Annotated in this window: 15 protein-coding genes and 1 tRNA gene; 6 read left to right on the plus strand and 10 right to left on the minus strand. The window is 53.3% G+C overall.

The window, feature by feature from the left end:
• The 7 genes from DT73_RS06080 to rpsU all read right to left on the minus strand — a co-directional run.
• The coding region (locus DT73_RS06080; RefSeq protein ID WP_036105585.1) for a DUF6531 domain-containing protein at positions 1–3483 on the minus strand (3483 nt) is incomplete at its 3' end.
• A gap of 13 nt (positions 3484–3496) precedes the next feature.
• Positions 3497–3949 carry a DcrB-related protein gene (locus DT73_RS06085; RefSeq protein ID WP_036105587.1) on the minus strand — a complete coding sequence of 151 codons (453 nt, stop codon included), beginning with the start codon at positions 3947–3949 and terminating at the stop codon, positions 3497–3499.
• Positions 3950–4446: 497 nt separating this feature from the next.
• A tRNA-Ile gene (locus DT73_RS06090) sits at positions 4447–4522 on the minus strand.
• A 307-nt stretch (positions 4523–4829) separates the two neighbouring features.
• A complete protein-coding gene (locus DT73_RS06095; RefSeq protein ID WP_235234437.1) occupies positions 4830–6128 on the minus strand; it encodes an NCS2 family permease in 1299 nt (432 codons plus the stop codon).
• A 469-nt stretch (positions 6129–6597) separates the two neighbouring features.
• Complete coding sequence (rpoD, locus tag DT73_RS06100) at positions 6598–8439, minus strand: RNA polymerase sigma factor RpoD (protein ID WP_036105593.1); 1842 nt, start codon at positions 8437–8439, stop codon at positions 6598–6600.
• A 353-nt stretch (positions 8440–8792) separates the two neighbouring features.
• Entirely contained in the window at positions 8793–10544 is a 1752-nt protein-coding gene (dnaG, locus tag DT73_RS06105) for a DNA primase (protein WP_036105594.1), read from the minus strand.
• 121 nt (positions 10545–10665) lie between these two features.
• Entirely contained in the window at positions 10666–10881 is a 216-nt protein-coding gene (rpsU, locus tag DT73_RS06110; RefSeq protein ID WP_001144069.1) for a 30S ribosomal protein S21, read from the minus strand.
• Positions 10882–11123: 242 nt separating this feature from the next.
• Here rpsU and tsaD point away from each other — a divergent pair, with 242 nt between their 5' ends.
• Positions 11124–12140: a tRNA (adenosine(37)-N6)-threonylcarbamoyltransferase complex transferase subunit TsaD gene (gene tsaD / locus DT73_RS06115; protein ID WP_036105604.1), complete on the plus strand. Its 1017-nt coding sequence runs from the start codon at positions 11124–11126 to the stop codon at positions 12138–12140.
• A 48-nt stretch (positions 12141–12188) separates the two neighbouring features.
• Here the strand turns inward: tsaD and plsY are convergent, their stop codons facing one another.
• Positions 12189–12809 (minus strand): glycerol-3-phosphate 1-O-acyltransferase PlsY, encoded by a 621-nt coding sequence (gene plsY / locus DT73_RS06120; RefSeq protein ID WP_036105606.1) that lies wholly within the window; start codon positions 12807–12809, stop codon positions 12189–12191.
• Positions 12810–12915: 106 nt separating this feature from the next.
• Between plsY and folB the strand changes: the two genes are divergently transcribed.
• Positions 12916–13281, plus strand: coding sequence for a bifunctional dihydroneopterin aldolase/7,8-dihydroneopterin epimerase (gene folB / locus DT73_RS06125; RefSeq protein ID WP_036105609.1), 366 nt, complete (start codon positions 12916–12918; stop codon positions 13279–13281).
• Positions 13282–13390: 109 nt separating this feature from the next.
• A complete protein-coding gene (bacA, locus tag DT73_RS06130; protein WP_036105613.1) occupies positions 13391–14212 on the plus strand; it encodes an undecaprenyl-diphosphate phosphatase in 822 nt (273 codons plus the stop codon).
• Between the two features lie 12 nt (positions 14213–14224).
• Here the strand turns inward: bacA and DT73_RS06135 are convergent, their stop codons facing one another.
• Positions 14225–15466, minus strand: coding sequence for a multifunctional CCA addition/repair protein (locus DT73_RS06135; RefSeq protein ID WP_036105615.1), 1242 nt, complete (start codon positions 15464–15466; stop codon positions 14225–14227).
• A gap of 126 nt (positions 15467–15592) precedes the next feature.
• A complete protein-coding gene (locus DT73_RS06140; protein WP_036105619.1) occupies positions 15593–16213 on the minus strand; it encodes a TIGR04211 family SH3 domain-containing protein in 621 nt (206 codons plus the stop codon).
• 318 nt (positions 16214–16531) lie between these two features.
• Between DT73_RS06140 and DT73_RS06145 the strand changes: the two genes are divergently transcribed.
• The 3 genes from DT73_RS06145 (at position 16532) to hldE (ending at position 22192) form a co-directional block, all read left to right on the plus strand.
• Positions 16532–17842 (plus strand): inorganic triphosphatase, encoded by a 1311-nt coding sequence (locus DT73_RS06145; protein WP_036105622.1) that lies wholly within the window; start codon positions 16532–16534, stop codon positions 17840–17842.
• A gap of 16 nt (positions 17843–17858) precedes the next feature.
• The gene (gene glnE, locus DT73_RS06150; protein WP_036105877.1) at positions 17859–20699 is read left to right on the plus strand and encodes a bifunctional [glutamate--ammonia ligase]-adenylyl-L-tyrosine phosphorylase/[glutamate--ammonia-ligase] adenylyltransferase; all 2841 of its coding nucleotides are present in this window, start codon (positions 17859–17861) and stop codon (positions 20697–20699) included.
• 68 nt (positions 20700–20767) lie between these two features.
• Positions 20768–22192: a bifunctional D-glycero-beta-D-manno-heptose-7-phosphate kinase/D-glycero-beta-D-manno-heptose 1-phosphate adenylyltransferase HldE gene (hldE, locus tag DT73_RS06155; protein ID WP_036105624.1), complete on the plus strand. Its 1425-nt coding sequence runs from the start codon at positions 20768–20770 to the stop codon at positions 22190–22192.
• Position 22193 lies beyond the last annotated feature (1 nt).

Raw genomic sequence — 22193 nt, forward strand, 5'->3', positions numbered from 1 at the left:
GGCCGGGTCATAACTCCAGGTACGGCGGGTGGCGTTATCCCGTTGCTCCTGCAGCAGGCGGTAGCCCTGCCACAGGAAACGGGTGGTTTCCGTTCCCCGGTTGCGGTAATCGACAGTTTTGCGTATCCGCCTGCCCAGCGCATCGTAATGATAGTGTGCGGTGAATTCACCTTCCGGGCCACGGCCACGGGCGCTTATCAGGCGGTTGTCGGCATCATACGCATAATGCTGCTCATGCTGGCCATGACGGCGGCTGACCAGGTTACCCCAGGCATCATAGCGGTAAAATAACTGCTGCCAGGTGGTGAGGCGGTTACTCACAATGGCTGCGGGCTGTTGCCGGGCACCAGCGGAACTGAGCGGGTCTTCACCCAGCAGGTTATCGGCCAGGTCGTAATGCAGGTGGCGGCTGCGCAGGCTCTGCCGGGGTTCCGTGTGCTGCTGCAGGCGGCCTTCGGCATCATAGCCGTAGTGTGTCTCGCCACGCAGTGCATCACTCACCCCTTCCAGCTCGCCACGGCCGGTATAGCGGAACACCCGCCACAGCAGGCCTTCTTCCGGTTTGCTGATCGTTCCGTTGCGGAAACTGCTTTGCCAGCGGCGGCGGCCAAATTCATCGTACTGCCGTTGCTGAAACAGTGAGCCCTGAGTGCGCCCGGTTTCCCGGTGTAACCTGTCGCGGGTAAACTCACTGACCAGTTGCTGGTTAAATTTGATGGCACTGGTATGCCCTGAGCCATAATACAGCCACTGTAACTGGTCACCCTGTGGCAGGGCCAGGGACAGCAAATTCGCCAGCGCATCCCATTCATAATCCAGTTTGCCATTCACGCCCTGTTCAGACAGCAGGTTACCGGCGCTGTCGTAGTGCAGTTGCACACGGTCTGGCTCAATACCCTGCTCAGCACCTGCGGCTGTGGGGGTGCGTGAAACCTCGTTCAGGCGGCCGGTTGCGCTGTACCGGTACTGCCAGACGGCACTGTCGTTGCTGCGCTGGCAAAGTTGCCCGGCTTCGTCGTAGCGGAACTGATGCACCCGCTGTGAAGGCTGCGCGCTGCTGTTCTGCGGGCCGGTCTCCAGGTGTTCAGATAACAGGCCACCGGCATTGTAGCGGTAGAAATGGTCGGTATTATCCGGGCGGCGCTCCCCGGTAAGCCTGCCTGCCGCATCGTAATTAAACTGGTATTCCCCGCCATTGCCGTTTTCCAGGCGGGTGAGCCAGCCGCGGGCGTTATAGTGCCAGCGGCGGGTTCGGTTGATTCGGTCGGTAACGGCGGTTCGCTGCCCCAATTGGTTATATTGCCAGTGGGTTTCGCTACCCAGCGGGTCCTGATGGCAGGTTAACTGCCCGCGCGCATTCCAGGTGAAGTGCTCTTCACTGCCAATGGGGTGGATGAGCCGTTGCAGGCGGCCCGCGCTGTCCCGCTGGTATTGTGTGAGGTTGCCTTCGGCATCTGTGCTGTGGGTCAGTTCACCAAACACATCCCAGGCATACGCGGTGATACTGCCGGAACAGTCGGTATGGCGCAGCAGCTGGCCCTGCGCGTTCCATTCCAGTTTTACCTCGCCACCCAGTGCGTTAATAACAGATGATGGCAGGCTTTCTTCCACATCCGGGTAGTGGTAGCGGGTAATGTTGCCCAGTGTGTCAGTCTGTTGTGTCAGGCGGCCCTGCTGGTCGTGTTGTTCGAACTCCTGGCTGCCATCCGGCCAGGTGACGGAGACCAGCCGGTCGGTGTTGCGTGAGTACTGCCAGGTTGTTGTGCGGTCCAGCGGGTCCGTTTCACGGAGTAACCGGCCATAGATGTCCCATTCGCAGCGGCGCTGCCCGCCCCCCGGCAGGATCACGCCACACAGTTCACCCCGTTCGTAGAGAAAAGCCAGGCTGCGCCCGTCGAAATCGGTGAACCGGGCGACGTTATCGTCATCATCCAGTTGCCACAGGGCCTGCTTCCCGTCATCACGTACCACCCGGCGTACACCACCGGCAAAGTCATAAAACATCGTGAGGGATTCACCGGCGCTGTGCCGCCAGGCAGTGACCCGGGGTAAGCCTTCAATTTCCTGCCACTGGTATTCACTCAGTAGCCCGTGGCGGTCCTGGTGGCCTGCCATCAACCCGTTATGCCAGGTAAACTGCCGGATGATTTCACCGGCACGGTTGGTAACTGTGCTCAGCTGGCCTTCGTCGTCATAGGTGTAACTGACCAGCGGGACATCGCCACCGGGTGTGTGTAACAACACGCAGGCCAGGCGGAGCAGGCCGTTGGCGGTGGTGATGTAGCGGCAACTCAGGTGCTGGCCTGCACTGTCGTCCAGCCCGGAAAGCTGGCCCTCGTCCGTGTAAACCAGAGAAGTCATGTTACCGGTGGCGTCTGTCATCATGACCAGGCGGCCGGGTTGCTCTCCAGCCGGGGCCTGATAATGCCAGGCCTGTTCGCTGACATCGAAAACCTGCCAGGTGCCGTCCGGGTTATGCATCAGCCAGCATTTTTCCGCTTCACAGTAGGTTTTGTGCCCGCGGGGAACGGCCGGAAAGGAGATGTAGTCGCCAGACGGTGCCCGCCATACCAGCCCATCCTGGTACGGTATCAGGCAGCTTTCCCAGAACAGGCTCCAGCCGCGCCCGAGCACGCTGTCGCCGGGGTTACCACTGCGCCAGTAGCGTTGCCATTCAACCGGGAAGCGGGAAGGCAGGACAAAATCCAGCTCATCATCACCTGCGAGAAATTTCTGCCCGGAGATAATGTCCACCGGGCGGGCGATGATACCACCGGCCTCAGCGACAATAGCGACTTTACCCAGGCGGCAGGCTGTTTTCATGAACCAGTTGATGCCTTTGAGTTTACTGAATAACTTGCCAAGAGCACCCAGTTTACTGGCAGCACCACCCGCGCCACCAAGTAACCCGGCGAACAGTAATGTCAGGTCTGAAGCTTTGTACAGCCAGTTCGGCACTTCAGGGTCGATGGGGAGTGTGGTCGCGGTACCGCCACCAATAGTGACATCAGCCGAACCTTCCATGACCTGGGCGTCACAGTTGGTTTTATCGCCTTTACGTGAAGCGGGTTGCTTGTTGATAAATACGTTGTCAGAGCCCTGAGCCATTTGCATGGACGGGCCATCGTTGCTGCACGACACCTGGCTGATGGTGGCAATGGCTGCTGGTTTACCATTGATAAATACGTTGGGGGATCCGGTCTGTATGGCCCCGGAGGGCGACAGACTCCCGGCTCCGGCATCGGCAAGGCCATCCCGGGCAGCCGTTGCCAGTTTTCCAGTGAGGTAACCGACCAGAAAGCTGGCACCTATCAGCAACACACCCACACCAAGGCAGGATGCAGCCAGGCCTGCGGTAAACAGTGCCCCGGCAGCGATACCGCCTGCGGCAGCAATCAGCCCACCCACCAGGGTGCCGGCAATCATACCGGCCAGGGCATGTGAATGCCCGATGGGGTCTCCGAGGCGTGCAGCTTCACTCATGAAAAAATCCCTTTTATGGCTGTGTGGTTACGTCGGCGGCGGGCTGGTAGCTTTCCAGCACCTGCGTGAGCAGGGCCTCATCCTCTGGTGATAATTTGCGGGTCATGGCGAGGGTGAATACCAGAACGTGTCCACCCTGTAATGCAAATACAGCCTGGCGTTGCCAGATACGGCGGCCATCGCGCAGGTAACTTGCCAGCACACATTCTCCTGGCAGTGCATCCTGGCCGAGTGCCACGGGTTCCCGGCTTTTCAGTACCCAGCCTTTCAGCCCGGTGGAAAGTGTATCCAGCTGGCGTGTCACATAATCGGCCAGTAATTCATTTTCCTGCAGGGCATCGCGGGAGATATTCAAAGAAGGGGAGGCATCATCCCCCGCCAGCAGCACATTCACGGTGCGGTCGCGGTAGCCTTCAGGTAACGCCACACTGCCTTCGGTAAAGCGACAACGTGAAAAGTCGGGCATCTCGCAGGGTCCTTTTGCTTCACAGGGTTAAACACTGTATCTAATAAGATGAATAACATTTCCCCTGGCGCGTTGCATAACAACAGGAGAACTGCTTTGGCTGTAGTAAACCAGCCAGGTTTGCGCCAGTGGGTGGTAGCGGTAACCGGTTCACTTATATCGGGAAAAGGGTATTTCACCTTTCGCTTTTACAGATGGATATAGGTTTTGTCTGAATTTGGTTTTTGTTTGTGCGAGTGTAAAGCACTGTTATTTATTGCCGGTATTGCCGGGGAGTAAGGGGCTTTGGGTTAACCCGGGTAACGTTATGGGGTTGGTTTGCGTGTACAGACAATGCTTTGAGAGTGTGAAGCAACTGGATGTTGCAAAAAGCGTATGAGCTGAAAAGAAGTGATTGGCAGTGAAAATGCTGCGACACTTTTGCGACACTCTGAAACGCATAAACAAAAAAGCCACCGCATTGGGTGGCTTAAGTGTCTGTATTAACAGCTAAAATCTGGTGGCCCCTCCCCGGCTTGAACGGGGGACCAAGCGATTATGAGTCGCCTGCTCTAACCACTGAGCTAAGGGGCCGTGGCGGACGATTATAATGGAACTGACTGGCTCAATCCAGCCATTATAATGCGTATGCTGATTTTATAAGCAGTGTTAACCCGTTAGAAAATCAACAAGAATTGGGAATGCCCGCTTGTCAGTAGCCTGGTTGCGGGTGCACTGGATTATTAAACGCGCTGAGAGTATCTGTATGGGCTTCAGGGCCATTATAGGGGAGAAGGTGAAGTCGGGCCGTTAAGGTCACTTACTATGGCATATAGCAGCATGGCGGTTTAAGGGCCACTACCCAAAGGTAGTAGCCCATAAACGCTAATCAGAACATTAATCAGGCACTCAGCCAGCCCAGTTTGATAACAAACAGGATGGACATGATAATCAGTGCAGCATTCACTTCTTTAGTACGGCCGCTCAGCAGTTTCACCACAGTCCAGGTGATAAACCCGAAAGCGATACCGTTAGCGATGGAATAAGTCAGCGGCATGGTCAGCGCGGTTACGGTAACCGGCGCAGCAGTGGTGACATCTTTCCAGTCAATTTCTGCCAGGCCAGAGGTCATCAACACAGCAACGAACAGCAGTGCCGGTGCAGTAGCATAAACCGGTACGCTGCCAGCCAGTGGTGAGAAGAACAGGCTCAGCAGGAACAGAACTGCAACCACAATTGCTGTCAGGCCAGTGCGGCCACCGGCGCTCACACCTGCAGCAGATTCCACATAACTGGTAGTGGTGGATGTACCCAACAGTGAACCAAACAGTGCAGCGGCGCTGTCGGCAATCAGTGCGCGGCCCATCTTCGGCAGGTTACCGTCTTCATCGGCAAGACCTGCGCGTTTGGTTACACCCAGCAGTGTGCCGGTGTTATCAAATACATCGACAAACAGGAAGGCAAAAATAACGCTTACCAGGCCCACATTAAATGCACCGGAAATATCCAGTTGCAGGAAGGTTGGAGCGATTGACGGCGGAGCAGAGAACACACCACCGAACGGTGTCAGGCCAATACCCATAGACAGGAAGGTAACAATCAGAATACCAATCAGTACGGCACCTGTTACGCGGCGGGCTTCCAGTACCACAATGATGATAAAGCCCAACAGAGCCAACAACGGACCCGGTTTGGTCAGGTCGCCCAGGCCAACCAGTGTCGCCGGGTTATCAACCACAATCCCGGCACCTTCCAGTGCGATCAACGCCAGGAATAACCCAATACCTGCGGCTATCCCGGAACGTAAAGCTAACGGAATACTGTTGATAATCCACTCACGGATTTTGAATATCGACAGCGCAAAGAAGATACAGGCTGAAAGAAATACCGCACCCAGCGCGATTTGCCAGGTGTAGCCCATGTGCAACACCACGGTATAAGTAAAGAAGGCGTTCAGCCCCATACCCGGTGCCAGAGCAATTGGGTAGTTGGCGATAAGGCCCATCAGCACACAGCCAATTGCCGCAGCCAGACAGGTGGCAACAAACACCGCACCTTTATCCATGCCGGTGGCACCAAGGATGCTGGGGTTAACAAACAGAATATAGGCCATTGCCAGGAAGGTAGTGATACCCGCGATAACTTCGGTGCGAACCGTTGTATTGTGCGCTTTTAGCTTGAATAGTTTTTCTAACATCATCATCTCTCGTGATGGGGAGACGTCACTGACGTGCGTTCTCTTGCCAATAATGGGTTGCATGCGCGTTATTGTTTCGGGAAAAGGCTGACAGCTGCATGCTCGGCTATCAATTTGACGATTTTTCGCCAGCGCCTTGTATACCAACTCCTTTCCCTGAATTCACATAGCAATTGCTATGCCATGCCTGGACGCAATCGTTTACCTTCTTCGTTGCATCACTGGCTAAGACTATTCCGAACCAGAATGAGGCGTGATTATGGTGCATTGCACTATGTGTGCGCAATCGTTTTCCCACACGAAAAGTGTATGTCAGGCCTTGGTTATGCGGGTTTGTTTAGCGAACGGTATAAAAGACGAGGTGTTGAAGGAATGAGGCAGGTTTTCGTGTATGTTTTCCGTGCTGCGGGCGATTACCCTACAAAATAAAAAAGGCCCATAAAGGGCCTTTTCACGTTGGAGGATTAAAATATTAATCGTCCAGGAAGCTGCGCAATACTTCCGAACGGCTCGGATGGCGCAGTTTACGCAGTGCTTTCGCTTCAATCTGACGAATACGTTCACGGGTTACGTCAAACTGTTTGCCCACTTCTTCCAGAGTATGGTCAGTATTCATATCAATACCAAAGCGCATACGCAGGACTTTTGCTTCACGGGCTGTCAGGCCGGCGAGAACATCGTGGGTTGCGGCACGCAGGCTTTCCGTTGTTGCGGAATCCAGCGGCAGTTCGAGGGTGGTATCCTCGATGAAATCACCCAGATGCGAATCTTCATCATCACCAATTGGTGTTTCCATGGAGATAGGCTCTTTGGCGATTTTCAGCACCTTACGGATTTTATCTTCTGGCATCAGCATGCGCTCAGCCAGTTCTTCCGGCGTTGGTTCACGGCCCATTTCTTGCAGCATCTGGCGTGAAATACGGTTGAGTTTGTTGATGGTCTCAATCATATGTACCGGAATACGGATGGTACGCGCCTGGTCAGCGATAGAACGCGTGATAGCCTGACGAATCCACCAGGTGGCATAAGTTGAGAACTTGTAACCACGGCGGTATTCGAACTTATCTACTGCTTTCATCAGGCCGATGTTACCTTCCTGAATCAGGTCGAGGAACTGCAGACCACGGTTGGTGTATTTCTTGGCGATAGAAATAACCAGACGCAAGTTTGCTTCAACCATTTCTTTTTTGGCGCGGCGAGCTTTCGCTTCACCAATCGACATACGACGGTTGATGTCTTTAACCTGCTCAATGGTCAGGCCGGTTTCTTCTTCAATCTGACGCAGTTTTTGCAGGCAACGCTGAACGTCTTCTGTCACTTCGTTCAGTTTTTCAGACCAGGGTTTGTTCATCGCGATAGCCGCGTTGAACCAGGTTTCGCTGGTTTCGTTGCCGGTAAACAGTGTGATGAAGTTTTTCTTCGGCATTTTGCACTGTTCAACACACAGTTTCATGATCAGACGTTCCTGGGTACGAACACGGTCCATCATGGTACGCATGTTGTTTACCAGGTAATCAAACTGTTTTGGCACCAGGCGGAACTGTTTGAATACTTCAGACAGTTTCAGGATTTCTTCCTGTGCAGTCGCGTGGCTACGGCCTTTCAGTTTGATGGTGTCACGAGTAACAATGTATTGATCACGCAGTTCAGCAAATTTCTCGCGCGCCAGTTCCGGGTCGATACTGTTATCGTCGTCGCTGTCGTCGTCTTCGTCTTCATCTTCGTCGTCGTCATCGTCCATATCTTCCTGGGACAATTCAGAACCAACGTGAGTGGCGGTCGGGGCAAGATCTTCTTCTGCGTTCGGGTCAACAAAGCCCGTGATCAAGTCGGACAGACGAGCTTCTTCTGCTTCAACACGATCATACTGTTCTAACAGGTAGGTGATAGCTTCCGGGTATTCAGCAACAGAGCACTGTACCTGGTTGATCCCATCTTCAATGCGTTTGGCGATGTCGATTTCGCCTTCGCGGGTCAGCAGTTCAACGGTACCCATTTCACGCATGTACATACGTACGGGATCGGTGGTGCGGCCAATTTCAGATTCAACACTTGAAAGCACTTGTGCGGCTGCTTCAGCTGCATCTTCGTCTGTGTCATTCGTGTTTTCAGCCAGCAACAGATCATCGGCATCCGGCGCATGTTCCATCACCTGGATGCCCATGTCGTTGATCATTTGGATGATGTCTTCGATCTGGTCGGAGTCGACGATATCCTCCGGCAGATGGTCATTGACCTCGGCATAGGTCAGGTAGCCTTGCTCCTTACCACGAGTGACAAGAAGCTTGAGCTGTGACTGCGGGTTTTGCTCCATAAGACGGTATCCACACTTAAGTCATGAGAGTTGGTGTTGGTCGGCGAAACTGCCAACAATAACGTATACCCGTTTCTTTCAAACTGCGGCGTTGTATGACCTGGTCTGTGTTTACCCGGCGGTTTCTTTCCGCCCGGGCCACGCCATCACTGTCATGCTGCACCCTGAAAAATCTCAGGTACGGCGGGCTGGTTTATTTTCTGGCCGCTGCCCGTCTTTGCGGCATTCGGGGTCTTCCCGAGGTATATTCGGCAGTTAAGCCGCTTAAATTCTTTCTCGTCATACTTCGCGCCGCAGGTGTGTTTTCACTTCCCTCACAACACAAAGCATGTTAATTCTGTAGTGCCACGCGCCTATTTCTTTGCGCGTTTTAACGCTTCGGTAATCACGCGAACTTCTTCACGCTCCGCAGCGTTTAAGCCTTCAGTCCTTGACCGTGCAATAAGCTCGGTGAGCCTGAGCTCCAGCACTGTATCAAACATGTGGCTGAGCGCATCGGTGAAGGTTTGTTCTGCAATGTCCTTATCTGCTATATCGTCCCAGGTTGCCAGTTTTTCAAGGGTCGGGGCTTCTTTTCTTCCACGATAAAGCTCAAGTAACTGCCCGGTGTTCAACCCAGGTTGCGCCAGACAGGCTGCAACCAACTCAGAGAACAACCCTAATCCTGGCAATTTTGCCTGCTCAAGCCCTGCCAACGAAGGAACCAGCGGTGCAAGCTGCGGGTTTTGTATCAACAACCCTATCAGTATACGCATGGTTGTCCGTTTTAGCCCGGCTGGCTGCGGATTTACTGGTGTTTCCGCCTGGCGCGGCATCAACCGTTCCAGTTGTGTTTCGTCCAGAATACCGAGTTTGTTACCCAACTCCTGGCGCAAAAAAATGCGTAACGTTTCGCCGGGTACCTGGCTGATTAATGGCAAAGCCAGTGTACTTAACTGTGCCCGCCCATCGGGTGAACTCAGGTCTACCTGTGGCAGCAAACTGTTAAACAGAAACGCAGAGAGCGGCTGAGCCTGCTCAATCCGGGTTTCAAAGGCGGCTTTGCCTTCTTTGCGAACCAGTGTGTCCGGGTCTTCGCCATCGGGCAGAAACATAAAGCGTAGCTGACGACCGTCAGTCATGAAAGGCAGCGCTGTTTCCAGAGCTCGCCACGCCGCGTCACGACCTGCCCGGTCGCCGTCATAACAACAAACCACGGTGTTCGTTGCCCGGAACAGCAGTTGAATATGATCTGCTGTTGTCGACGTACCCAGCGAGGCAACAGCATAGTTAATGCCATACTGCGCCAGCGCCACTACGTCCATATAACCTTCAACCACTAATAACCGTGCAGGAGAAGGCTGGCTTTGCTGTGCTTCATAAAGGCCATATAGCTGGCGGCCTTTATGGAAAATATCGGTTTCCGGTGAGTTGAGGTATTTGGGAAGCCCGTCACCCAACACGCGACCGCCAAAGCCAATGACTCTGCCGCGTTTATCCCGGATAGGGAACATAACGCGTTCCCGGAAACGGTCATAACTGCGCCCGTTATCGTTGGTTACCAGCATCCCGGCATCAATCAGCGCCTGTTTATTTTCGGCATGCTGACCAAAACGTTTAAGCACATTATCCCAACCAGCCGGTGCATAACCGATGGCGAAATGTGCAATAACTTCCTGGCTGAGACCGCGTTTTTCCAGATACTGGCGCGCGTTTTCAGCAACAGGTTGAGTCAGAGATTGTTGGTAAAATGCATTCAGCCCATCGAGCAGCTGGTACAGGTTTTGCCGCTGATGGCGTTCAATCTGCCCCGGGCCGTTACCGGCTTCGTAGGGAACTTCCAGATTGTGCATGGCAGCGAGCTCTTCAACGGTTTCGACAAACTCAAGCTTGTCGTAATTCATTAAAAAGTCGATGGCATTACCATGAGCGCCACACCCAAAACAGTGATAAAACTGCTTCTCGCCATTCACCGTGAAAGAAGGGGTTTTTTCATTATGGAATGGGCAACACGCGTGGTAATTCTTGCCTTGCTTTTTCAGCTTCACACGCGCATCGATCAAATCGATGATGTCGGTGCGAGCCAGCAAGTCATTGATAAAAACGCGTGGGATACGTCCAGCCATAGGCCCCGGTTTTTCAGCTCTTAAACGAGAATAAGCCGCGCATTCCTTTCGGAAGCACGGCCTTTACAACTAAAACTCAGTCTGTGTGACTGTTGTATTGCGGATAGCCCGCAACCAACAATTAGTACAGACGAGTACGGCGTGCGTTTTCGCGAGCCAGTTTCTTCGCGTGACGTTTTACCGCAGAAGCTTTAGCGCGTTTACGTTCAGTAGTCGGTTTTTCATAGAATTCACGACGACGAACTTCCGCCAGAACACCCGCTTTTTCACAGGAACGTTTGAAGCGACGCAGTGCTACGTCGAACGGCTCGTTTTCACGTACTTTAATTACCGGCATGTGCCTCTCACCTTTACTAAATCGGTTTGCCACTGGCATCAACGCCAGCATATTTCAAAATGGTGCGGAATTTTACTTCAACTATTGCTGCTTTGTAAAGCACCTGCTGCAAGCTGAAGAGGGCTTTTCTGTCAGGCCTTTCCAAAAGTCCGGCATTATACACTACGATGCGCCAGGATGAGCAAAGTTTTACAAGCCGCGCATCTGGGCATACACTTCGCGCTGACAAAAGAGGGTGAAGTATGCGTGTACTGGGTATCGAAACATCCTGTGATGAAACAGGAATAGCCATCTATGATGATGAAAAAGGGTTGTTAGCCAACGAGTTATACAGCCAGGTTAAATTACATGCCGACTACGGTGGCGTGGTGCCTGAACTGGCATCACGGGATCATGTCCGTAAAACTGTGCCTCTTATTCAGGCTGCGCTGGCATCTTCCGGGTTATCTGCGAAGGATATTGACGCCGTTGCGTATACGGCAGGGCCTGGTCTGGTCGGTGCATTATTAGTTGGTGCAACCGTTGGCCGTTCGCTGGCATTTGCCTGGAATGTTCCTGCTGTGCCTGTTCATCATATGGAAGGGCACTTGTTAGCCCCGATGCTGGAAGATAACCCACCTGATTTCCCTTTTGTTGCATTACTGGTGTCCGGTGGTCATACCCAACTGATTAGTGTGACGGGTATTGGCGAATATGCATTATTAGGTGAATCCATTGATGATGCCGCCGGTGAAGCGTTTGATAAAACCGCGAAACTGCTTGGCCTGGATTACCCGGGCGGGCCATTACTTTCGCGTATGGCGCAGCAAGGGCAGGAAGGGCGGTTTGTTTTTCCGCGTCCAATGACAGACCGGCCCGGGCTGGATTTCAGCTTCTCCGGCCTGAAAACTTTTGCGGCGAATACCATTCGGAGCAACAGCGACGACGACCAGACTCGTGCCGACATTGCCAGAGCTTTTGAAGATGCTGTGGTTGATACGCTGGCAATCAAATGCAAGCGTGCACTGGAGCAAACCGGGTTCCGCCGCCTGGTGATGGCGGGTGGGGTCAGTGCTAACCGGGCATTGCGCGCGAAACTGGCGCAGGTAATGGAAAAACGTGGCGGTGAAGTTTTTTACGCCCGCCCGGAATTTTGTACCGATAATGGCGCGATGATTGCCTATGCGGGCATGGTGCGCTTTAAAGCGGGTGGGGTGTCTGATTTAGGCGTTCGTGTACGCCCGCGCTGGCCGCTGGCTGAACTACCGGCAGCGCAATAACTGCTTTTGCTTGCCCGTGTTTATTCTGTGCCGTGCTGAGCCACGGCACTATTCTTTGCTTTCACTCTTCTTTTTACGCCGCAGTTTTTCCCAAATTTTGGTTTCCTGACCGCGCCATAACCGCTGAATATTATCGTGATGGCGCAGCAGAATCAGGCATGAAAGCATGGCGACGGGGAAGGTGAACTGGGGTTTGAACCACCAAACATAGAAAGGTGCAATCAGGGCACTGATAATAGCGCCCAGCGAAGAATAACCGCTCAGCAGCACGGAAAGTAGCCAGGTTCCTGCCATAACACCCGTCAGATCCCAGCCAATAGGCGCGATGGCACCAAAAGCTGTTGCAACGCCTTTACCACCACGAAACCCGAAAAAAACAGGCCAGATATGCCCAATACAGGCGGCAATGGCGATAAAACCAAGCCACATCGGGCTGACGCCTAATGCCCATGCACCCCAGACAGGCAGCATGCCTTTCAGAACGTCAAAAACCAGCACGGCCGCGGCGGCGCCTTTCCCACCGATACGCAATACATTGGTTGCCCCGGGGTTGCCGGAGCCCTGGACACGCGGGTCGGGAAGGCCGATAAGCCGACAGACAAGAATGGCGCTGGATATCGAGCCACAAAGGTACGCGAGGAGCACTATTCCGGGCGCGATTGCACTCATAACGCTGTTCCGTTTTGAAAATGTCGTTTTATTCTCTGCATCAGTGGATAATACGCATATTTCGCCGGAAGTGGTATCCGGCTGGGCTAAAAAGCGGCGGGACGTGATGGATATTGTATTTATAGAGCAACTTTCGGTAATCACCACAATCGGTGTTTACGACTGGGAACAGACCATTAAGCAAAAACTGGTGTTCGATATCGAAATGGGCTGGGACAACCAAAAAGCAGCGCAAAGCGATGATGTGAATGATTGCCTGAGCTATGCCGATGTGAGCGAAGCAATATTAGCCCATGTCTCTGGCGGGCGTTTTGCACTGGTAGAGCGCGTGGCAGAAGAAGTTGCCAGTTTGCTGTTGGCGCGGTTTCCCATCCCCTGGCTGCGCCTGAAAGTCAGCAAGCCGGGAGCCGTGGCTGAAGCAACTAATGTTGGCGTAATAATTGAACGTAAGCAAAGTCTGAAAAGCGAATAACTTAATCTAAACTAAATTATTTCCGGTTAAGCTGGTCTTACAGATAATCATTTGCGGCAGTGCGAGTATCTGCCGTTTTTTTATATCTTTTTTTAGGGGTAACGTTGTCATGAGCGATCTGCATTCGCTTGGTGTTGCGGGCATTTTAGGGGTGGTCGAGGGTTTGACTGAGTTCCTCCCGGTATCCAGCACAGGCCATCTGATAATTGTCGGCCATTTACTGGGGTTTGAAGGTGAAAAAGCCGATACCTTCGAAGTTGTTATTCAGTTGGGGTCTATTCTCGCTGTGGTCGTGATGTTCTGGCGGCGGTTGTTTGGTCTGATTGGTATTCATTTTGGCTCTGTACCACATGAAGGCTCGGGCACCGGGAAACTCACTCTGTTGCACATTATTGCTGGCATGGTGCCTGCGGTTGTTCTCGGGCTGGTTTTTCATGATTTTATCAAGACACTGTTTAACCCGGTGACAGTAATGTACGCGCTCATTGTGGGTGGCTTCTTACTGATTGCCGCCGAGTGCCTGAAGCCGAAAAAACCGCGTGCTGAAGGGGTGGATGACATGACAATCCGCCAGGCATTTGTGATTGGCTGCTTCCAGTGCCTTGCGTTATGGCCGGGTTTTTCCCGTTCGGGCTCAACGATTTCAGGTGGGATGTTAATGGGCGTAAGCCGCTATGCCGCCTCTGAGTTTTCGTTTCTGCTGGCCGTGCCAATGATGATTGGCGCAACTGCGCTGGATCTCTATAAAAGCATTGGCTTTCTGAGTATGGCTGATGCGCCGATGTTCGCGGTCGGGTTTGTGATGGCGTTTGTCGTTGCGTTAATCGCCATTAAAACCTTTTTGGAATTAATTAAACGAATTTCGTTTATTCCATTCGCCATTTACCGGTTTATCGTTGCAGCAGCCGTTTACCTGGTCTTTGTGCATTAATCCCTGCTGCCCTTAACTTTCGGGTTGAGGGCAGTGCTCCTGCTTCCAGTCTGCAACCGCCTGTATACGGCGGCGTGTCAGCTCTTCCCTAATGCTTGCGCCCTGAAAACCCGCCGCCACCACCGCTTTACTGTCTACTGAACGGGCAACCTGCCAGGCGGCACGTAACAACCGGCCCTGCGGATAATCGCTGGATTCAAAACCGGTTCGCCCACGGGCATCGGCTTCACTGGTTAAGGCCAGTTGCTCAACACGTTCCGGCTTACGCCAGGCATCCAGGTTATCAAACAACTTCACCAGCGTTTTTGGCTGCAGTATTTGTATGGTGTGAATCAGGTCGTGGAACTCCGCAACCAGTTTGGCCAGGTCACGGATGGCAACCGGCACTTTATAGCGCTCACATAACCGGGCCACCAGTTTCACCCCGGCAGGGCCATGCCCATGATGACGCGGCCACAGTTCAGGTGGAGTCAGGCCTTTGCCTAAGTCGTGGCACAGTGTGGCAAAGCGTACATCCAGTGCCGGGCTGAGCTGGGCCGCAATGGTCAGCGTCATTAATGTGTGAATGCCGGTATCGATTTCGGGGTGCCATTTCGCAGGGGCCGGAACGCCGAACAGGGCGTCCACTTCCGGGAACAGCACGCTCAGTGCGCCGCAGTCGCGCAGTACCTGGAAAAAGACCTGTGGGTTGCGTGTTAACAGTGCTGATTCCGTTTCTTTCCAGACCCGCTCAGGTGTCAGGTGAGACAGCTCACCAGCCTGAGCCATCTGTTGCATAAGCGCCAGGGTTTCCGGCGCGATACGAAAGCCCAAATGGGCATAACGGGCAGCGAAGCGCGCCACCCGTAACACGCGTAACGGGTCTTCACAAAAAGCGGGGGAGATGTGGCGTAACACACGCTGAGCAATATCTTTTTGCCCGTTCCAGGGGTCAATAAACGCCCCTTCTTCGCTTTGGGCAATGGCGTTGATAGTCAGGTCACGGCGCAGCAGATCCTGCTCAAGTGTGACGTCTGGTTCAGCATGGCAGATAAAACCAGTGTAGCCGTGGCCACTTTTTCTCTCTGTGCGGGCAAGCGCATATTCTTCGTGGGTATCTGGGTGCAAAAATACAGGAAAGTCACGGCCCACCTGTTGGAAGCCTTGACCCAGCATTTCTGCTGGCGTGGCGCCCACAACAACCCAGTCCCGGTCTTTTACCGGCAGGCCTAACAACGTATCCCGTACTGCACCACCCACCAGAAAAATCTTCACCCGCTACCTCATTTATGGTCACTTTGCCCAATATCATACGTTAAGTGTAACCATAATGGAGCAAGAACAAGAAGAGAACGCCCAGTTTACCGGGGTGGCAGAACATGGGCATTTTCACAACCGGGGTTAGTTCATCCACCGGTCTTTACGGCGGCGACCAGGAATAATATGGGGCAGGATCAGGCCCAGTAACAAACCAATACCTGCAACGCCGCCGCCATACATAAACCATTGCATGATGATGGTACGCTGCTTGTCATCCAGTTGCAGATTAGCCATGTTGACCTTTTTCTGGGCAACAACCAGCTCATTCTTCAGCTTCTGGTTTTCGCTTTTCAGGCCATTGATGATGCCATCACTTGCGGCCACTTTTTTCTGCATATCTGCCGTGCGCTGGTTCCAGGTGGCATCAATGTTGTTGAGCTTATCCGTCAGGGTTTTTACCTGAGATTCAAGTGCAGGCACGCGAGTACGCATGCTGGGGTCAGTATTCAGTTCTTTCAGCGGTATCCAGGCTGTTCGCCCGTCTTTGTCACGAACCTGGCCATAATTTGTGTTTTCATTGGTTTGCAGCAGAGTAACAGCTTCGCCCGCAGAAAGGGTGCCGACCAGACGGTAGTTGTCACCCGGCCCGCTACGCAGCCAGGTGGTGAGATCATCGGAAACATAACGTGTTTCATCCGCGACAGCTGTAGCGGAAACGCTTAAAGCAAATAAAGAGAGACAAATCAGGCGTAATTTCTGCATTAGTAAGTCATTATTGTCATAAATGGTAGAAAGATAGTAATGGCAACAGTCTGACGACGCAAAAACTAAACCTGAATGGGAATCTTCCTGATGTGATTTTCACCACCAAAAAGTCAGGTCGCGCCGAAGCCAGCTACCCTTAGCGTCATTGGGTGTCACTTCCATTCTTCGGGTTTCACCAACAGTTGCTGTGTTGGCTGTGTTTCTGGCCGTAGGGTTATTTTGCAGCCCTGAAACCCGAATTATTTAGAGTATACTGACAGTTAAATGTTTTTTTAGTTCACTTCCCAACCTGGGGAACGACAGTAAGCAGAGACTATGGCACAAGAAATCGAATTAAAGTTCATTGTTCAACCGCAAAGCCGTGATGCGTTATGCACTTTTCTTAATACGCTTCCCGGCCAGCACAGTGAGCCACGGAAACTAAGCAATATCTATTATGAAACGCAGGATAACTACTTGCGGCGCCATGATGCCGGCTTGCGTATCCGTGGTGTGGATGGCCGGTATGAAATGACGATTAAAACGGCCGGGCATGTTGTCGGTGGGTTGCATCAGCGCCCTGAATATAACGTTGCTCTGGATGCGCCTGTTTTAGCACTGGAAAAGTTTCCGGCAGAGATTTGGCCACAAGGTTGTGATGTAGCAGAGCTGGAAAAAGCGCTGCACCCGCTGTTCAGTACCGATTTTTTGCGGGAAAAGTGGGTGGTTACTCACGGTGAAAGCGAAGTAGAAATAGCTTTTGACCAGGGCGAAGTGAAAGCGGGTGAGTTCAGCGAAGTCATTCATGAACTTGAACTGGAACTGATTAAAGGCAATACGGAAGATGTCCTGAGCCTTGCCGGGGTTTTGTCCTCCCACCCGGGCGTTCGCCAGGGGCTGCTCAGTAAGGCTGCCCGGGGTTACCACCTGGCGAAGGGCAATCCTGAGCGTACTCATCAGGCGTTACCCATTATGCAGCTCCCGTTGAAATCCAGTGTGGAAGCCGGTTTGGAGTGCGCGCTGGATATCGCGCTAAACCATTGGCTCTACCATGAAGAGTTGTGGGTGCGTGGCGACCAGAAAGCGAAGAACGAAATTATTGAAAGTATTGGGCTGATTCGTGCAGCGCTGGTGCTGTTTGGTGGCATTATTCCCAGGAAAGCAAGCACTCACTTACGTGATATGTTGACCAATGCTGAAAGTGACCTGGCGCTGGATGTCTCAGCAGAAAGCGTGGTGTGGGAAACACGCTTTACGCAAACTAAACTGGCGTTAACCCAATGGCTGGTGACCCGGGGCTGGCGTCCATTTTTGGACGATAAAGCGCTGCGTAGCCTTAACGAAGGGTTTAAGCGTTTTGCCGATATTAATTTGTCGCGCCACAGTGCGGAACTGAAGCGTGCATTTACCCATGTAACAGGCGACAGCCTGCGGGACCAGCTACCGCGTCTGAGCCGTGAAGTCCATATTTTACGCCTGTTGTCTGGTTTTTATGATCAAACTCAGGCCAGCCACTGGCTGGAAAACTGGCAGGAGCTTTGCCTGGCTATCAGCCTGGGGAGCCGCCATGAAGCAGACCACTTCCGCCATGAGGCACTGGCTCAGGCCCCCTTCTGGTTGCACAGTGGTCAATCAGGAAAACACTAATTAAGGGAAAATGGTGATGATTCCTCTCTCTCCTGTTTTACAGCAACACTGGCAGGCGCGTCTGGCGTGCCTGCCAGAGTCCTTTGCATCCCAGGCGCTGTCTCAGCAGGCACAAAGTGTTCTGGCGTTCAGTGACTTTGTGTGCGACAGCGTGCAGGCCTGGCCGCAATGGCTGGAAGAGTTGCAGGCTGCCGAGCCTGGCCCTGACGAATGGCAAAACTATGCTTCAGCGCTGGAGAGCTTGTTGGGCAGTATTGAGAGCGAAGCAGAACTGATGCGCGCATTGCGTATTTTCCGCCGCCGGGAAATGGTCCGCATTGCGTGGGGGCAGGTGACAGAGAGCAGCAGCACAGAACAAACACTGGTGCAATTAAGTGCACTGGCTGAAGCGTTAATTGTTGCTGCCCGCGACTGGGTGTACCAGGCATGCTGCCGGGAATGGGGAACGCCTTCCAATAAAGAAGGTGTTCCTCAGTCATTGTTTATCCTGGGTATGGGGAAACTGGGCGGCGGGGAGCTTAACTTTTCTTCGGATATCGACCTTATTTTTGCCTGGCCGGAAAGCGGCGTAACACAAGGTGGGCGCAGGGAGCTGGATAATGCGCAGTTTTTTACGCGCATGGGGCAGCGTTTGATAAAGGTGCTGGACCAGCCGACACAGGATGGCTTTGTCTACCGGGTTGATATGCGCCTGCGTCCTTTTGGCGAGAGCGGGCCACTGGTAATGAGCTTTGCGGCCCTTGAAGATTATTACCAGGAACAGGGGCGCGACTGGGAACGTTATGCCATGGTGAAGGCGAAAATGCTTGGCCCGCAGGACAGCACCTGGAGCAAAGAGCTACACGCAATGCTGAGGCCGTTTGTTTTTCGCCGCTACATTGATTTCAGCGTGATTCAGTCACTGCGTACGATGAAAAGTATGATTGCCCGGGAAGTACGGCGGAGAGGGCTGAAAGATAATATTAAGCTTGGTGCCGGAGGGATTCGCGAAGCCGAGTTTATTGTTCAGGTGTTTCAGCTTATTCGTGGCGGGCGTGAACCCGCTTTGCAGTCACGCTCATTACTGCAAACGTTGGATGTTATCAACGAACTGAATTTGCTGCCTGCCAGCGATGTCGTTGCGTTGCGTGAGGCGTACTTGTGGCTGCGCCGGCTGGAAAATTTACTGCAAAGTATTCATGATGAACAAACCCAAACATTGCCGGGCGATGAACTGAATCGCGCACGCCTTGCCTGGGCGATGAACGCCCCCGACTGGGCCGCGCTTGAAGCAACATTGCAGCACCATATGCTGGCGGTACGCACGATTTTCAATGCGCTGATTGGCGATGAAGAGAGCGCGGAAGCGCAGCATGCGGTGGATGATGGCTGGAGCGAATTATGGCACGACACGCTGGATGTCCAGGATACCCCGGAAGTGTTGGCTCACCTTGCGGATACTGATCGCCAGCAAGTTCTGCGCCTGATTACTGACTTTCGTAACGATACCAACCGGCGGACCATTGGCCCGCGAGGTCGGCAGGTGCTTGATCAGTTAATGCCGCATTTGTTGCAGGCTGTTTGTAGCCGTGATGATGCGCCAGTCCCGTTTTCGCGCATGGTGCCTCTGCTCACGGGCATCCTTACCCGAACCACCTACCTGGAACTGCTCAGCGAGTTCCCGGGCGCATTGCAGCACCTGGTGCGCTTATGTGCCGCTTCGCCAATGGTTGCGGAACAACTGGCACAATACCCTTTGTTGCTTGATGAGCTGCTCGACCCTTCCACGCTTTACCAACCTACAGCACCAGATGCCTACCGGGATGAGCTGCGCCAGTATTTGTTGCGTGTTCCTGAAGACGACGAAGAACAGCAACTGGAAGCACTGCGCCAGTTTAAACAAACGCAGCTGTTACGCATCGCCGCGGCCGATATCGCCGGGACTTTGCCTGTGATGAAAGTGAGTGATCACTTAACCTGGCTTGCCGAAGCAATCATTGATGCGGTTGTGCAGCGCGCGTGGGCACAAATGGTGGCACGTTTTGGCAGACCGGGGCATTTAGCTGGCCGCGAAGGGTACGGGTTTGCCGTAGTCGGTTACGGCAAGTTGGGCGGATGGGAACTGGGTTACAGTTCAGACCTGGATCTGGTGTTCCTGCACGACTGCCCGGCCGATGCGGTTACGGATGGTGAAAAGGAAATTGATGGCCGCCAGTTTTATCTGCGCCTGGCCCAGCGCATTATGCATTTGTTCAGTACGCGGACTTCTTCCGGTATTTTGTATGAAGTGGATGCGCGCCTGCGCCCGGCAGGTGAAGCCGGGATGCTGGTCACCACTGACAGCGCTTTTGAAGACTACCAACGTAATGAAGCCTGGACATGGGAGCACCAGGCGCTGGTGCGTGCCAGAGTGGTATATGGCGATAGCCAAATCCACACCCGGTTTAACGCCATTCGCCAAAAGATTTTGTGTACTGAGCGTAATGAAGACCAGTTGCGTACTGAAGTGCGTGAGATGCGTGAGAAAATGCGCACGCATCTTGGCAACAAACACCGTGGCCGGTTTGACATCAAAGCTGACCAGGGCGGCATTACTGACATCGAATTTATCACGCAGTACCTGGTATTGCGCGATGCAGCAAAAGTCCCTGGCCTGACCCGCTGGTCTGATAATGTGCGCATTCTGGCGTTGTTAGCTCAGCATGGCATTATGCCTGAAGATGAAGCGCACGCGCTCACATCCGCTTATGTGACGTTACGCGATGCCCTGCACCATTTGGCCTTACAGGCACAGCCCGGGCATGTGGAGCCGGATGCTTTTGCAGCACAACGCCAACAAGTTACAGCCAGTTGGAATACCTGGCTGGAACAGGCCTGAACAGTGCGATTAATATCAGTTGTGGTATTATCGCGCGCAAATTTGCTATCTCTGCTGGAGAATAAGGAATGAAAGTAACGCTGCCCGAATACAACCGTGCTGGCGTCCTGGTGGTAGGTGATGTCATGCTGGACCGCTACTGGTATGGCCCTACCAGCCGAATTTCCCCTGAAGCGCCTGTTCCGGTGGTAAAAGTGGACACCATCGAAGAACGCCCCGGTGGTGCAGCCAACGTTGCGATGAACATTGCTTCTCTGGGTTCCAGCTCACGCCTGGTTGGCCTGACGGGGATTGATGACGCTGCACGGGCGCTGAGCCAGTCTTTGGCGGATGTGCATGTTAAATGTGATTTCGTTTCCGTGCCTACCCACCCGACAATCACCAAATTACGTGTATTGTCACGTAATCAGCAGTTGATTCGCCTGGATTTTGAAGAAGGTTTCGAAGGCGTTGACCCGGCACCGTTGCATGAACGTATCCAGCAGGCTTTGCCTGAAATGGGCGCGATTGTGCTGTCTGACTACGCCAAAGGGGCACTGGCTTCTGTACAGCAGATGATAGCTCTGGCGCGCCAGGCTGGTGTCCCCGTGTTAATCGACCCGAAAGGTACCGACTTTGAACGTTACCGTGGGGCAACCTTGCTGACGCCAAATTTATCTGAATTTGAAGCTGTGGTGGGTAAATGCGCTACAGAAGAACAGATTGTTGAGTGCGGTTTGAAACTCATTGCTGATTATGATTTGAGTGCTTTGCTGGTAACTCGCTCGGAACAGGGCATGAGCTTATTGCAGCCGGGTAAGGCCCCTCTGCATATGCCCACTCAGGCGCAGGAAGTTTACGACGTCACAGGTGCCGGGGATACCGTAATTGGCGTGCTGGCCGCAACGCTGGCAGCCGGAAACTCACTGGAAGAAGCCTGTTACTTCGCTAATGCTGCAGCCGGGGTCGTTGTTGGTAAACTGGGTACATCTACCGTTTCGCCAATTGAACTGGAAAACGCGGTGCGTGGCCGGGCAGAAACCGGGTTTGGCGTGATGAGCGAAGCGGCGCTGAAACAGGCTGTGAGTGATGCCCGTAAGCGGGGCGAAAAAGTGGTCATGACGAATGGTGTGTTCGACATACTGCATGCCGGCCATGTTTCTTATCTGGCAAATGCCCGTAAGCTGGGCGACAGGCTGATTGTGGCCGTCAATAGCGATGCCTCGACGCGCCGCCTGAAAGGAGAAACCCGGCCGGTTAATGCGCTGGAACAACGTATGATTGTACTGGCGGCACTGGAAGCGGTAGACTGGGTCGTTGGGTTTGAAGAAGACACCCCGCAGCGCCTGATAGCTGACATCCTGCCTGATTTACTGGTAAAAGGCGGCGATTACAAACCGGAAGATATTGCCGGGAGTAAAGAAGTTTGGGCAAATGGCGGTGACGTGCTGGTGCTCAACTTTGAAGATGGCTGCTCAACCACCAATATTATTCGTAAAATTCAGAATCAGTGAT

The sequence above is a fragment of the Mangrovibacter sp. MFB070 genome (assembly GCF_000705335.1).
Lineage (GTDB): Bacteria > Pseudomonadota > Gammaproteobacteria > Enterobacterales > Enterobacteriaceae > Mangrovibacter > Mangrovibacter plantisponsor.